General features: G+C 34.7%; 13 protein-coding genes. 10 read left to right on the plus strand and 3 right to left on the minus strand.

The window, feature by feature from the left end; genetic code table 11:
- Nucleotides 1–121: 121 nt before the first annotated feature.
- Both ribH and BLS90_RS03545 read right to left on the minus strand, forming a co-directional pair.
- Nucleotides 122–697 (minus strand): 6,7-dimethyl-8-ribityllumazine synthase, encoded by a 576-nt coding sequence (ribH, locus tag BLS90_RS03540; RefSeq protein ID WP_091255294.1) that lies wholly within the window; start codon nt 695–697, stop codon nt 122–124.
- 105 nt (nt 698–802) lie between these two features.
- Complete coding sequence (locus tag BLS90_RS03545) at nt 803–1,579, minus strand: tetratricopeptide repeat protein (protein ID WP_091255296.1); 777 nt, start codon at nt 1,577–1,579, stop codon at nt 803–805.
- Between the two features lie 231 nt (nt 1,580–1,810).
- Here BLS90_RS03545 and recF point away from each other — a divergent pair, with 231 nt between their 5' ends.
- The 9 genes from recF to BLS90_RS03590 all read left to right on the plus strand — a co-directional run bounded on the left by recF (nt 1,811) and on the right by BLS90_RS03590 (nt 10,763).
- A complete protein-coding gene (gene recF / locus BLS90_RS03550; protein WP_091255299.1) occupies nt 1,811–2,890 on the plus strand; it encodes a DNA replication/repair protein RecF in 1,080 nt (359 codons plus the stop codon).
- A gap of 75 nt (nt 2,891–2,965) precedes the next feature.
- The gene (locus BLS90_RS03555; RefSeq protein WP_091255302.1) at nt 2,966–3,664 is read left to right on the plus strand and encodes a thioredoxin domain-containing protein; all 699 of its coding nucleotides are present in this window, start codon (nt 2,966–2,968) and stop codon (nt 3,662–3,664) included.
- A 6-nt stretch (nt 3,665–3,670) separates the two neighbouring features.
- Complete coding sequence (locus BLS90_RS03560) at nt 3,671–4,342, plus strand: DUF2461 domain-containing protein (protein ID WP_091255304.1); 672 nt, start codon at nt 3,671–3,673, stop codon at nt 4,340–4,342.
- Nucleotides 4,343–4,347: 5 nt separating this feature from the next.
- Nucleotides 4,348–5,415: a glycosyltransferase gene (locus tag BLS90_RS03565; protein WP_091255307.1), complete on the plus strand. Its 1,068-nt coding sequence runs from the start codon at nt 4,348–4,350 to the stop codon at nt 5,413–5,415.
- 2 nt (nt 5,416–5,417) lie between these two features.
- On the plus strand, nt 5,418–7,265 hold the full coding sequence (gene asnB / locus BLS90_RS03570) for an asparagine synthase (glutamine-hydrolyzing) (RefSeq protein WP_091255309.1): 1,848 nt from the start codon (nt 5,418–5,420) through the stop codon (nt 7,263–7,265).
- A gap of 48 nt (nt 7,266–7,313) precedes the next feature.
- Nucleotides 7,314–8,327, plus strand: coding sequence for a UDP-N-acetylmuramate dehydrogenase (gene murB / locus BLS90_RS03575; protein WP_091255310.1), 1,014 nt, complete (start codon nt 7,314–7,316; stop codon nt 8,325–8,327).
- Between the two features lie 71 nt (nt 8,328–8,398).
- Nucleotides 8,399–9,013 carry an FMN-binding negative transcriptional regulator gene (locus BLS90_RS03580; protein WP_091255313.1) on the plus strand — a complete coding sequence of 205 codons (615 nt, stop codon included), beginning with the start codon at nt 8,399–8,401 and terminating at the stop codon, nt 9,011–9,013.
- 101 nt (nt 9,014–9,114) lie between these two features.
- Nucleotides 9,115–10,221, plus strand: a complete 1,107-nt coding sequence (locus tag BLS90_RS03585; RefSeq protein ID WP_091255315.1) for a glycosyltransferase — start codon at nt 9,115–9,117, stop codon at nt 10,219–10,221.
- Nucleotides 10,212–10,763 carry an RNA polymerase sigma factor gene (locus tag BLS90_RS03590; RefSeq protein WP_073350674.1) on the plus strand — a complete coding sequence of 184 codons (552 nt, stop codon included), beginning with the start codon at nt 10,212–10,214 and terminating at the stop codon, nt 10,761–10,763. Before BLS90_RS03585 ends, BLS90_RS03590 begins: the two co-directional genes overlap by 10 nt.
- A 103-nt stretch (nt 10,764–10,866) precedes the next feature.
- Here BLS90_RS03590 and BLS90_RS03595 read toward each other — a convergent pair whose 3' ends face one another.
- Entirely contained in the window at nt 10,867–11,619 is a 753-nt protein-coding gene (locus tag BLS90_RS03595) for a glycerophosphodiester phosphodiesterase (RefSeq protein WP_245705037.1), read from the minus strand.
- Between the two features lie 265 nt (nt 11,620–11,884).
- Here BLS90_RS03595 and BLS90_RS03600 point away from each other — a divergent pair, with 265 nt between their 5' ends.
- Entirely contained in the window at nt 11,885–15,061 is a 3,177-nt protein-coding gene (locus tag BLS90_RS03600; protein WP_091255319.1) for a TonB-dependent receptor, read from the plus strand.
- The last annotated feature ends 114 nt before the right edge of the window (nt 15,062–15,175 follow it).

Genomic DNA, 15,175 nt, shown 5'->3' on the forward strand with positions numbered 1-15,175 from the left:
CCAAGAAACACAAATTTAATGAATTTCTACTGGGAATGCGGACATATTTAATCATAAAAAAAACAAAAAACCTATACTATTTAGAAGACAGTATAGGTTAAATAATTAATTTTTTTGTAGATTATTCCTTCAGTTCCAAAGGTTTTCCTTCTTCAATTTGAATGGCTCCTGAGGATAATAAATGTTGATTGTCTATTTGATGTGATAAAGAAGCTTGCTGGCGAATATAGGCCATTTTTATAGCCGCAATAGCCGCTTCAGTACCTTTATTCCCGTGAATTCCTCCGCTTCTATCTATGGACTGTTGCATCGTATTATCGGTCAAAACACAAAAAATAACTGGAATATCCGTTTGTACATTCAAATCTTTAATTCCTTGGGTTACTCCTTCGCAAACAAAATCAAAATGCTTGGTCTGTCCTTGAATGACACATCCAATTGCAATTACAGCATCTACATTTTGTGTTTGCAACATTTTCTTTGAACCATATATGAGTTCGAAACTACCAGGAACATTCCAGCGAATAATATGCTGGGCTGGAACTTGGTTTTCTAAAAGGGCGTCAATTGCGCCTTTAAAAAGTCCTTCAGTTATAGTATCATTCCATTCTGCAACAACAATCCCAAAACGAAAATCTTTCGCATTTGGAATTGAATTTTTATCGTAATCCGATAAATTTTTATTTACGGTAGCCATTTGATTGTAGTTTTATGATTCTAGATTTTATATTTCAGATGTTAAAGATAGAATTTTGAAATCAGAAATCGACCCTCTTGAATCACCAATCTTAATTCACTTTTACTATTGTGCTAATCCCATCAAAACATCAACTGAAGCCGCTTCTGGGGTAGCTTCATAGTTGTCTTTAATATCTGTAAAATATTTTAATGCATCTGCTTTATTCCCTAATGCCAAAGCTGTTTTACCAGCTTTCAACAAGAAACGAGGTGTTGTAAAATCATTTTTATTTGATTCAGCAGCTTTCACGTAATTTTCTAAAGCTTCTTTCGGTTGATTTTTTTGAGAATAAGCATCTCCTATTGCTCCTTTTGCCAAAGCTCCTAAAACAATATCGTCTGATTTAAATTTATTAAGGTAATCAATCGCTTCAGTATATTTTCCTGTATTCAAATACGCAATACCGGCATAATAATTAGCTAAATTTCCCGCATCGGTTCCAGAATATTCATCTGCGATTTTCAAAAATCCAAATTTACCTTCGGATCCATTCAACGACAATTTATACAAAGAATCACTAGCTACTCCATCCGTTGCTTTTTGAAAATTTTGCTGTGCAAGAAACATTTCATTAGCCGCTTCCTCTTGTTGTGGTGCAGCAATAAACCTTTGATACCCTAAATAACCAATAGTAAAGAGGGCAGCAGCAGCAACTAATCCAATAATAATTTTTTGATTTTTAGCAACCCAATCCTCAGTTATTGTAGCAGTTTCATCTAATTTTGAAAAAACTTCAGCAGTTGTGCTGTCTTTTTCATCAATTACCACAGCTTCAACTCCTTCTCCTTTTACTTCTTTTTCTTTTGGTGCTTTATATCCTCTTTTATTGTAAGTAGCCATTTATTTTTAATTTAGTGAATCGCAAAAATAAAATTTTTATTCAATCCCACATAAAAAATATGCTTTTATATTTAAAAAAAATATCCTGTCCAATTCTTTCGTTCCAAAGGCGAAATAAATCCCAGAGAAAAAAGAGAAATACCCTTTTTATCAATAATTTTCGATAATTTGCACCCTCTTTAAAACAGCTGTTCAAAAACAGCAAAGTTCTCAATACCAGCAAGCCTTACCATGTATTTAAAAAAGATTTCATTATTCAATTATAAGAACTTTTCAGAAGCAAATTTCGATTTTGATAGCAAAATAAACTGTTTTGTGGGTAAAAACGGTATTGGAAAAACAAATGTACTGGATGCAATCTACCATCTGGCGTACGGAAAAAGTTATTTTAATCCGTTAGCCGTCCAAAACATTAAACATGGCGAGGAATTTTTTGTAATTGATGCTGAATTTGAAAAAAAAGACAGAACGGAACAAATCGTTTGCAGCTTAAAAAAAGGCCAAAAAAAAATATTAAAGCGCAATGGAAAAGCGTACGATAAATTTTCGGATCATATTGGCTTTATTCCTTTGGTTATTATCTCTCCAGCGGACAGGGATTTAATTGTAGAAGGCAGCGAAACTAGGCGGAAATTTATGGACAGTGTCATTTCGCAATTGGATTCGGCTTATTTGCAACAACTCATTCAATACCAGAAGGTCATGAGCCAGCGCAATGCCTTGCTAAAATACTTTGCGTTGAATCATGTTTTTGACATCGATACGCTATCTATATATAATGAGCAACTCCATGGTTTTGCCCAATCTATTTTCGAAAAAAGAAAAGAATTTATCGAAGATTTAATACCTATTTTCAACAGGCATCATCAAGCCATAACTGGTTCTCAAGAAACCGTACAATTGGTTTACGAAAGTCACTTATTTGAAAAGGATTTATTGACACTTTTAAAAGAAAATAGCAATAAAGACAGGACTTTACAATACACTAGTGTAGGAATACATAAAGACGATTTAGCCTTTGAAATTGACCACCACCCTATAAAGAAATTTGGATCACAAGGACAACAAAAATCATATCTAATCGCTTTGAAATTAGCCCAATTTGAATTTTTAAAGAAGCAAAGTGGCGTAAAACCCATCCTTCTTTTTGATGATATCTTTGATAAGCTAGATGAAAGTCGGGTAGCTAAAATTATCGAAATGGTCAACAGCGCTACTTTTGGACAACTCTTTATTTCCGACACGCATCAAGAACGAACCGAAGCGATTCTAAAATCAACACATCAGACCTATAGAATATTTAACTTATAACTTTTATTTAGCACTTTATTGACTTCAAAAATTTAAAAATTACCTAATTTAGCTTATTACATTTAAAAAAAAACAATGAAATACAATCCAATACTAGTGCTACTCCTCTCTTTTGTAATGCTATCGTGTAACGGTCAATCTTCAAAGTACAGTAAATCGATCGACGCGAAAGCTTTTTCTGAAAAAATCGCAGCAACACCAAATCCACAAATTCTCGACGTAAGAACTCCCGAGGAGTTTGCCTCAGATCATATCGACAAGGCTATAAATATAAATTGGCTAGGAGACAGTTTTGTTGTGGACAGTAAAAAACTAGACAAAACAAGGCCTCTTTTTGTGTATTGTAAAAGCGGAGCAAGAAGTCAAAACGCGGTTCAAAAACTAGAAGAACTTGGTTTTACAAATTTATACCAATTGCAAGGGGGAATTCTAAAATGGGAGGCTTCAGGATTTTCTAAACCAACTGACAAAATTAGCGGAATGACGGAGCAGGAATACAATAATTTACTACGCTCTGATAAAAAAGTATTGATCGATTTTTACGCAGAGTGGTGTGCTCCTTGCAAAAAAATGAAACCCTTCCTTTTAAAAATGGAAAAAGAATTGGCAGATAAAGTAACTATCATTCGCTTGGATGCCGATAAAAACAAAACCTTGATGACCGAAATGAAAATAAGTGAGCTTCCCACGCTACTACTATATGATAATGCGACAGTAAAATGGAGACAATCTGGTTTTGTAAGCGAAGAAGAATTAAGAAAACAAATACAATAGCTCAAAATGCTTTCAAAAGAAACCCTACAATTTCTAGATGATTTAAAAGCCAACAACAATCGAGATTGGTTTTTGGAAAACAAAAAACGATACGAATCTTTCAAAAAAGACTACCAACAATTAGTTGCTGATTTCCTAGACGCCATGAAACCGCTTGATCCTTCACTAGAAATGTTGGAGGTCAAAAATTGTACTTTTAGAATCAATCGTGACATTCGGTTTTCCAAAGACAAGACGCCCTACAAAACCCATTTAGGAGTCTGGCTTTCCTCTGGTGCCAAAGGGTTGAATCGTTCCGGGTATTATATTCACTTAGAAAAAGGAGCTAGTTTTATTGCAGGTGGATTGTATTGTCCCGAAGCAGATGACCTAAAAAAAATGCGTAAAGAAATTGCCTTTTTCTATGATGATTTAGAAGCCATTCTTGACGAAATAAATTTCAAAAAAGAGTTTAAGGATTTTGATAGAAATGAAAAAAACATGCTAAAAAATCCACCTAGAGGTTATGAAAAAGAACATCCAGCTATTGAATTACTAAAATTAAAAAGCTTTGAGTCTTCGCAAAAAATTGAGTTCTCCAGCGTTTCTAAAAAAGATTTTGTTGCGGTCATGAGTCATAAATTAATTGCACTAAAACCATTGAATGACTTTATAAATCGCGCTTTAACGTCGGAATAATTACAATGAAAAAAAAGAAAATACTTTTTCTTGGCGAATCCTATAGAGCCGATGCGATCACGTGGATGAACGGACTAAAGGAATTTGGTGATTTCGAAATTATTACTTGGGAATTAAAAACACCCAGCAATTGCTTCCATAATCGCATTTTAAGGATTTTCGAATTTCAATTTGCTATTTTTAAAATTAGAGAAATAATCAAATTACAGAAGCCTGATATGGTCATTGCAGAACGCACAACCAGCTATGGCTTCCTTGCAGCATTATCAGGAGTAAAACCTGTTGCAATAGCACAGCAAGGAAGAACTGATTTATGGCCAGAAAAATCTCTCTCGTTACCATTAAAAAAAATTATTCAACATTATGCTTTTCAAAAAGCGGATTTAATACATGCTTGGGGACCTATTATGACCCTTTCTATGATCAAGGCAAAGGCAGATATGACTAAAGTTTTAGTATTGCCAAAAGGAATTGATTTGAGGAAATTTGGAAACACAAATAAGGCAACACCCGAAAAAATTTGTGCTATTGTAACACGCTCTTTGCTGCCAGAATACCGCCATGCCACTATTCTAAAATCTTTTGGGATTTTAAACCAAAAAGGAATTGATTTCGAACTGACCATTATAGGTAATGGAACTGAACTTCCAACTTTAAAAAGTTTAGCTAAAAAACTAAAGATTGAAAAGAAAGTGAATTTTATGGGAAGAATTCCAAACACGGAGTTACCCACGTTATTACAAAAATCAAATATTTACATCAGCATGCCAATAACGGAAGGGGTTTCCGCCTCTTTATTTGAAGCTATGGCTTGTTATTGCTATCCTATTGTAACCGATATCCCTGGAAATAAAAGTTGGATTACCCATCGAGAAAACGGGGGACTCGTTGCTATTGATGATCATGCAAAACTAGCAGAAGAATTGATCTGGTCCTTTGAAAATAAAGCGCATCGCGAGCAAGCCGTTACTAAAAACGGAATATTTGTGGAAGAAAATGCTAATTACAAGATCAACATGAAGATTATTGCTCATAAATACCACGAATTAATCAACTCTAATCTTCCTGACTAAATATGTGTGGAATTAACGGAATCTTGCATTTACAATCCCAAAAAAAAGTAGACGAACGCATTCTCATCAAGATGCGTGATTCGCTAGAGCATCGCGGCCCTGATGACAAAGGTATATTTATTGACAATAACATTGGTTTTGGACACAGACGATTGTCAATATTAGATGTTTCTAGCGCCGGCCATCAGCCCTTTCTTTCGAATGATGGAAGATATGTGATGACCTATAATGGCGAAATCTATAACTATAAAGAATTTTATCCAGAGTTGAAGAGTAATGGATTTGACATTGAAACCACTTCAGATACGGAAGTTCTGATGAAATTGTTTGAGTTGCACGGCTTAAAAATGCTGCACCGCCTCAATGGAATGTTTGCCTTTGCGATTTGGGATAAATTAGAAAAAAAACTAATTGTTGCCCGAGATCGAATGGGTGTAAAACCCTTGTATTATTCTTTTTATAACGAAATTTTTTATTTTGCATCGGAGCAAAAAGCACTTTTTACCGCAGGTGTTCCGCTAAAAATGGCACAGGAAGGGCTAGAAGAATATATATTTAATCGATTTGTAGCCGGTGAAAACACGCTGTACCAAAACGTAAAAAAAGTATTGCCCGGACATGTAATGACCCTACACGAAGGCGGAAAAGTTACGACCGAAAAATGGTGGGATTTGAAAAAAGAAATACAGAACCAGCCTAAAATTAAAAATCCTGTAGAATGGTTTCGAGAAACATTTGATGATTCTATAAAAATGAGAATGATCAGTGACGTTCCTGTCGGTGTTTTATTAAGTGGCGGACTGGACTCCTCCTCTGTTTTAGCTTCTCTACACCACCAAAATTACAAAGACATTGAAACCTTTAATATTGGCTTTAAAGAAAAGGAACATAACGAATCGCACTTAGCCAAAATGATGGCTGAGAAATTTGATTATGGATTTCACACCATGCAATTAGAAAATCAAAATCTTTATGATCAATTGTTAAGTGCCACTTATTTTCAGGATGAACCTATTATGCATTTAAGTGAACCACATCTTTTAGCCCTGTCGAAAATGGCAAAACCATCAGTAAAAGTTTTGCTTTCTGGCGAAGGTGCTGATGAATTAATGGGTGGATACGTACGCTACAAAGCATTAAAATATCCCTCCTTATTAAATTCAATTGCAACAATTGGTGCTTTGGATCTTTTTAACAAACAACCTCGTTATGATAAGCTAACGCGTTATGCGCAAATTAGTAAAAAATCGGAACTGGTCATTTTTAATGGTTCCAATATCTATCCAAAAGATATCGCGGAAATTTATGGAATTAATGCACTTCCAAAAAATGAATATAGGAAGCAAATTTATAAAGACGCAAAATCGTTATACCCAGAAAATTTACGAAGACAGGCGCTTTATTTTGATCAACATACTTACTTGTGCTCACTATTGGATCGAAATGACCGCTGCACGATGGGCGCTTCTATTGAATGCAGAGAACCCTTTTTAGATCCAAGACTGATAATTGGCTTGGGCTCCTTAGATGACAAATGGTTATTTGCTGGAAAAAAATGGAAATTCATCCTCAAAAAGGCAATGCAAGAGCGTCTGCCCAATGAAATTCTGCAATTTAAAAAAGTAGGCTTAAGTGCCCCTTGGGGAGATTATATTACAAAAAGCACCGCTTTTAAAGACGAATTAGAATCATTTTCGAAAAGTGAACTTTTTCAAATGCCGTATTTTGAACACATCAACATCCAAAAACTTGTAGTGAATTTACAAAAAGGAGATAACCGAATGACACCGTACATTATGCCGTTATTTATGATGCATATCTGGATGAAATCCTATGCAGCTAAATTTTAATTCTTACTTTTGACCAAGAATATATAATTCAAATACGCCCTTTCGTTTATGGAAACACAAGCTAATTTCTCTTTAAGAAAACTCAATACTTTTGGCATTGAAGCCAAGGCCAAACAGTTCGTTGCCGTGCATTCTGTACAAGATTTAGAAACTATTTTAATTGAAAACAAATCACAGAAAAAATTTATTTTGGGTGGAGGCAGCAATATGCTTTTGACCCAGGATATTGAAGCATTGGTGATTCATATCGATTTAAAAGGTAAAAAAATTATAGAAGAAAATGAAGATTTTGTCTGGGTCGAAAGTCAGGCTGGCGAAAGTTGGCATGAATTTGTGCTTTGGACCATCGATCAAAATTTTGGTGGATTAGAAAACATGTCACTCATCCCTGGAAATGTGGGAACTACACCGGTACAAAACATTGGTGCTTATGGAACTGAAATCAAAGATACTTTTATTTCTTGTGAAGCAATGACAATAGAAAATCAGAAAATGAAAACGTTCACCAAGGACGAATGTCATTTTGGATACCGAGAAAGTGTTTTCAAAAATGAAGTAAAAAACCAATACATCATTACATCCGTCGTTTTTAAATTGACCAAAACAAATCATAAAATCAATACCTCTTATGGAGACATTACGGCTGAGTTAGCTAAAAACAACATTACAAATCCTACTTTAAAGGATATCAGTACTGCTGTAATTGCTATCCGACAAAGCAAATTACCAGATCCAAAAGAATTGGGAAACAGCGGTAGTTTCTTTAAAAATCCGATTCTATTGAAATCTGATTTCGAAAAAATTCATCAGCAATTCCCTGAAATGAAATATTTTGATATTTCTGAAACCGAAGTAAAAGTTCCTGCGGGATGGCTGATTGAGCAAGCGGGTTTTAAAGGAAAACGTTTTGGCGATGCCGGAATCCACAAAAACCAGGCTTTAGTTTTAGTAAATTATGGCAATGCGACAGGACAAGAAATTTTGACTGTTTCAAAGGATATTCAGCAAACCGTTTTTAATATATTTGGTATCCACATCGAGGCCGAAGTAAATGTGATTTAGAGTTCAAACTAAGAAGCAAAAAATACGAGTACAACAAATGAAAAATTTTAATTCGTCAATCTAAAATCACAATGTACACTCCAGAAATCTACAAAAACGAGAATTCAGAAGAAATCAATAAATTTCTTCAAGAAAATAGCTTTGGTATTTTAATCAATCAATCCAACGGGAAATTGTGCGCCACACATATTCCTTTGGAACTAGATGTTAATAAAGAAGGTGAAGATATTTTGTATGGACACATTTCTAAAGAAAATCCACAATGGAAAGGATTTACTGATAACGACCAAGTCTTAGCCGTATTTTCAGGACCTCATAGTTATATTTCTTCCTCTTGGTACGATCATGAAAATGTGCCAACATGGAATTATATTGCCGTTCATGTGTACGGAAAAATAAAAATTATTGAAGGAGAAGGCGTGGTCGAATCCTTGAAGAAACTAGTTGATAAATACGAACAAAACTCTGAAAAACCGATTCGAATAGAAGATTTAGCTCAGAAAACGATGTTGCAAAGTCGGGGTATTGTAGCCTTTGAAATTAAAATAACTGAAATCCAAGCTACGAGAAAAATGTCGCAAAATAGGGATGCAAAGAACTATCAAACCATTATCACCGAATTAGAAAAAATAAATACAGATCAGTCCATCGCTACCGCAAAAGAGATGAAGAAATGCCCAATATAAATTCTTTAGAAATTCACAGATTGTATTTAACAATTCGCAATTCTATTCATACCTTTGCACGTTCCCGAGATTTCGGGTATTAAAAACTCATTAAACTCAAAATGCTTATATTAATTCTTTACTTTTTTATTTTTATTGTTGCGGTTCAAATTTTTTATTATCTAGGTGTTTTTGGGAAATTTGCTTTCGCCAAAGCGCAAAAGATAACGCCCAAAAGAATCCCAATTTCAGTTATAGTGTGTGCTAAAAACGAAGAAGAAAATGTGACCAATTTCATTCCCTTGCTGGCTGAACAAAACTATCCAGATTTTGAAATTGTCTTGATTGATGATGCTTCAAGCGACAATACTTTGGCTATATTTGAAGGTTTTGAAAAGCAATATGCAAACGTTCGCTTGGTAAAAGTAGAGAACAACGAAGCCTTTTGGGGAAACAAAAAATACGCCCTAACGTTAGGAATAAAAGCCGCTAAAAAGGAGTATCTATTATTCACGGATGCCGATTGTTACCCCACTTCAAAAGAATGGATTACAGGCATGAGCTCTCAGTTTACGATGCAAAAAACTATTGTTTTGGGTTATGGTAAATATGAAAAAATCGCAAACTCTTTCTTGAATAAAATAATACGTTTTGAGACTTTATTGACCGCTATTCAATATTTTTCTTGGGCAAAAATTGGGCATCCTTACATGGGCGTTGGACGAAATTTAGCCTATAAAAAAGAAGAGTTCTTCAACGTGAATGGATTCATAGAACACATGCAAATTCGTTCTGGAGACGATGATTTATTTATAAACCAAGCTGCAAAAGCCAAAAACACGACAATCGCTTACACGCCAGAAAGCGTAACGCTTTCTAAGCCTAAAACAACTTACAAGGACTGGCTAATTCAAAAAAGAAGACATATTGCAACGGCCAATTATTACAAGTCCTTTGACAAGTTTCAATTGGGCCTTTTCTACGGTTCCCAATTATTATTTCTTATCCTCCCTATCGTATTGCTGGCTTTTCAATTTCAATGGATTCTAGTACTTTGCTTAATAGCGCTGCGATATATTATAACCTGGATCATAGTAGGATTTTCGGCAGGTAAATTAAAAGAAAAAGATGTCGTATATTGGTATCCAATTATTGAATTAGTATTAATATTCGCCCAAATTAATATCTTCATCACTAATACATTCTCAAAACCAGTACATTGGAAATAAACAAACAAATAGAAAAAGCAAAACAAGGCGATCAAGTTGCCTTCACTTTTCTATTAAATTATTATTGGAATGAAGTATATGGTTTTATGCTTAAACGCACCGAAAATGAAACCAATGCAGAAGATATTACTATCGAAACGTTCTCAAAAGCATTTGACAAAATAGCTTCGTACAACGCTGAATTCCAGTTTAACACTTGGCTGATTGCTATTGCAAAAAATGTCCACATCGACCTATTAAGAAAAAAGAAATCAAGCCTTTTTGTCGAAATTACTGAAGAAGAAGACCATCAAGCCTACAATATTGCAGATACCACTCCCTCCGCAGAAGATGAATTAATAACAGAACAAAATCTTTCTCAATTACTGCAATTCATCAAAGAATTGAAACCCCATTATCAAGAAGTCATTCAGTTGCGCTATTTTCAGGAAATGAGTTATCAGGAAATTGCCAATAAAATTAATGAACCTTTGAGCAATGTGAAGATTAAATTGCTTCGCGCCAAGAAACTTCTGGCAGAAATCATTCAGAATAAAAGGTAGTTTTATTTTAGAAAATCTGAATCTATTCTTTAGTAGCTGCAAAGAAAAGTGATCTAAATAATTTTTAGACCACTTAGTAACATCAAAGTATTTTTTAATAAAATTACCTTACAATTCTTTCCGGATAATCCGTTATAATACCACTTACTTTAAGTTGTTGTAAATTATCGATATCCACAAGTTCGTTTACAGTCCAAGGATATATTTTAAAATTATTCGCTTTCATTATCGCAACATTTTCAACCGTTAAAGTTTTAAAATAGGGATTTATTGCCTGAGCTTTCAGTTCTTTTCCTGTTTTAATAATATCCTCAATAGGATCTTTGTAGGTTAGTAAACCAATCGCAATGTCGGTACTTAAAGATCTCATTTTTTGCAATTCCCCTATTCGGAAACTCGAAATAAAAAAATCTTTATTTCTCCACCCTTTTTTCTTGTACTCTTCTATAATTCTATAGGTATCCGCTGCGGTGTTCGTTCCTTTCAACTCAATATTAAGCACCACTTTTTTATCAATAGTCTCAATCACTTCCTGCAAAGTTGGGATTTGATGTTTTCCGGCGACCAAAACTTTTCGCAAATCTTCAAAAGTATATGCTTCTATTTTTCCTTTTGCATTTGTGATTCGGTCTAAATCATCATCATGAAACACAACCACTTCACCCGTTTTAATTTTGAAAACATCAATTTCTACCATATCGGCTTTTAATTCCATTCCTTTTTTTATGGATGCCAATGTGTTTTCGGTTTCGCGTCCCATAGCGCCTCTGTGCCCACAAACAACAAATTTATTAGAAGTACAATTTGATAATAACAAGGCCATTGATGAAGCCATTAATAGTGTAGTGAATTTCATAATTTTCATTTAGGTTTTGTCGTAAAAATAGATGAATCGCCAAAATTAAACATTAAGTAAGGATTAAATTAAGACTATTTTACCTCAAGAAATTTGATCTTTCTTGGTCTACTTTGATTAACAGTATCTTAAAAAAAGCTAATAAAATACTCGATTTTTAAGGTTTCATTAACACAAAAGTATTTTACAGTTATTGTTAAAGTAACAGCCTTTTTTCAATTAGTCAATTCCTTTGTCAGCACTAAAAAACAAAAAAATAGTATTCATGAAACAACTTCACTTATTTTTATTTACGATGGTGCTAACGGTTTTTATTGGCGCAACAAATTTTGCCCAAACAACTCAAGCCTCTATTTCAGGTATCGTTTTTGGCAATAATTCAGAACCACTGAAAGATGCGACAGTTCAAATCCGGAATGAATCAACCGGATTCAAAACCAATTCATTGTCTAATTTCAAAGGTGTTTTTACGTTCAAAGAACTTCCTTTAGGCGGACCTTACACCATTAGCGTTACAGCTCTAGGTTTTGGAGAACAACAACGTTCCGGTTACACATTAAATCAAGGGGATTTAATAAATATCAAAATTCTGATGCAAGACGACATTCAAAATCTGGAAGTGGTTGAAGTGGTAGGTCGAGGACTGAAAAACAAAACAGGAAATTTAGGAGCAGCAACAGCTGTAACGGCAAAACTAATCAATGCGTTACCGGTCAATGGAAGAAATTTCACCAGCTTAATGGATTTATCGCCTTTGACCAGAGGCGGAAATATTTCAGGCCAATTAGCTTCCTCGACAAATTACACATTAGATGGAATGAATGCTAAAAACCCAACTTCGGCAGGATCTACAACCAGTCGAAGTGGCGCTCCCTACTCAATTTCCATAGAAGCCGTGAGAGAATTTAAGGTGGTTACCAATCAATATGACGTAAGTTACGGTCGAAGTGGTGGCGGAACAGTAAGTGCCGTAACTAAATCAGGAACAAATGATTTTACAGGAAGTATGTTTGCCTACAACCGCGCTGACTGGCTGTCAAGCCCGTACGACATTAGAGGAAACAGACGTCAAAATGATTTTACGACTACGCAATACGGTTTCACTTTAGGAGGACCAATAATTAAAGATAAATTACATTTTTTTGTAGCCTTGGATCATCAACAAGATTTACGGCCTTTAATCATCGCTGATGTTCAATCTGCAGACGACGAACTGCGTTTTAATGTTACGAGAGCTACCTTAGACAATTTTGTAACTATTGCCCGCAATGAATATGGTGTTTCCACTTCTCCACAATACGGAACTTTTGATAAAAAAAGGAATTCTGATGCCGCTTTCGCTCGTCTTGACTGGCAAATTAACAGCAATAATTTATTGACAGTACGAAATAACTTCACCTATGACAATAATAAATTAGGACTACAAGATAACACTGCCATAAATTTATATGAATCTTTTGGAGATGACTTAAATATTGACAATAGTATTTTGGCTTCTTTACGGACTAAAGTAAATGCAAGAGTCACAAATGAATTAAAAATACAGCATTTGTATACTTTTCAGGATAGTAATCCAGGTGATCAATTGCCTTCTTACAACATTCCTCGCGCTATTGTGGAAAATGTGGCTTCAACAATCAACGGCGCAATAAGAACCACAAATATTCAAATTGGAGGCCATCGATTTGCACAGGAAAAATTTACCAATACTGTTTTCCAAATTGTTGATAACATTTATTACAACACGGATAAAGTGAAATATACTTTTGGTTTTGATTTAATGCAAACACATTCAAAATCTTTATATGGCAGCGAAGTAAACGGTCGTTTCCATTTCAATAGTGTGGCTAACTTTGACAATCAAACTCCTTATCGTTATTTCAGAGAAGTTCCTTTGGTCGCTGATCCTACCGTGATTTCGAACATATTAAACGCTGGAATTTATGGTCAGTTGCAGACTAAAATTGGCGTGGGATTAGACTTGACTTTAGGGTTGCGTTTTGATTATGCTAAGTATCCGACTGCAACATTCAATCAGCAAGTTTTTGATGAATTAGGCATTCGTACGGATAATAAACTTCAGTCAGCTATTCTTCAACCAAGAGTGCAATTGTCTTGGGATGTAAATGAAAACCACAAAGATTACATTCGTTTTGGAGGGGGGATTTTTGCTTCTGATTTAAATAATTATGCGATAATCAACAACTTATATTTTGATGGAAATCACACTGCAACTGTAGATGTGCGAGCTCCAAATGTTCCTTTGCCAAATTTCATTGATTATAGAAATAATTATGCTAGTATTCCAACTTTGGATGCGTTTCAGCTACCTACAATAAATTTCACAGGAACAGATGCTAAAGTTCCTGTTGTTTATAAAGCGAATGCATCTTACTCCCATTTTTTTACTGATAGATTGAAAGCAGGAATAGCAGGATATGCAACTTTAGGACGCAACAACTATGTTTATGTAGACCGCAATATGGTGGCGAATCCATTTTTTACATTAGCCAATGAAGGCAATCGTGGCGTTTATGTTCCAGCAAGCTCAATCCCTGCAAATGGAGCCGGGGACTGGATGCAAGGGCGAATCAGTAATAAATTAGGACGTGTTTTAGAACTTAACAGCGAGGGTAAAGTCAATCAATTTGCAATGGTGGTAGATGCTACGTATCGTTACTTTAAAGACGGTGAAATATCGGCCAGCTACACTTTGAATGAAACCAAAGACAATACTTCATTTAACGGAAACGTAGCCAACACAGCAACTTTAGTGTTACCAGTAGAAGATGATCCAAGAGACTTGAGCAAATTGAGTTATTCCGATAATCATTTCCGTCACAAAGTAGTATTTTACGGAACACTGCCTACTTTTTATGGTTTCAACGTTGGTATCCGATATTCTGGCATTGGAGGAACACGCTACAGTTTATTATCTGGAGGAAATACAAATGCTGATTTTGTCACATCATCCAATGATTTAGCCTATATATTTGATATTAATAATCTGGCAGTTCCCCAAAATATAAAAACAGGATTGCAAACTATACTTGATAATCCGGCTGCAAGCCAAAGTTTAAAAAACTATATCAACAAATACTCCGGCAAACTAGCCGAGAGAAACGGAGGAATAAATGAGTTTTATGGCCTTGTTGATATAAGAATCACCAAAAGAGTCACTTTATACAAAAAACAATTTTTAGAATTTACAGCAGATATCTTTAATGTTGCCAATTTACTAAATAAAGAATGGGGTGTAAATAAATCGTTGGGAAGTCAATCACTATATGCTTTAGGCACGCCTGCATCAGGATCAACAGCTGCGGTTCCGGGATTTGACAGCACCAGACAACAATTTAATTACAGAGTAAACAATGCCGGACTTCCTTCGCTTTCTGGAAATCCATTCCAAATACAAATTGGATTCAAATATGCTTTTTAAACTCAAATTATAAACCATTTACACAATTGCAAAGCGCATTCATTAGTATGGATGCGCTTTTTTTATGAATAACACTATCTAAAAACAAAATGTGTATTAATTATTTACCCTATA

This window comes from Flavobacterium omnivorum (genome assembly GCF_900099915.1).
Lineage (GTDB): Bacteria > Bacteroidota > Bacteroidia > Flavobacteriales > Flavobacteriaceae > Flavobacterium > Flavobacterium omnivorum.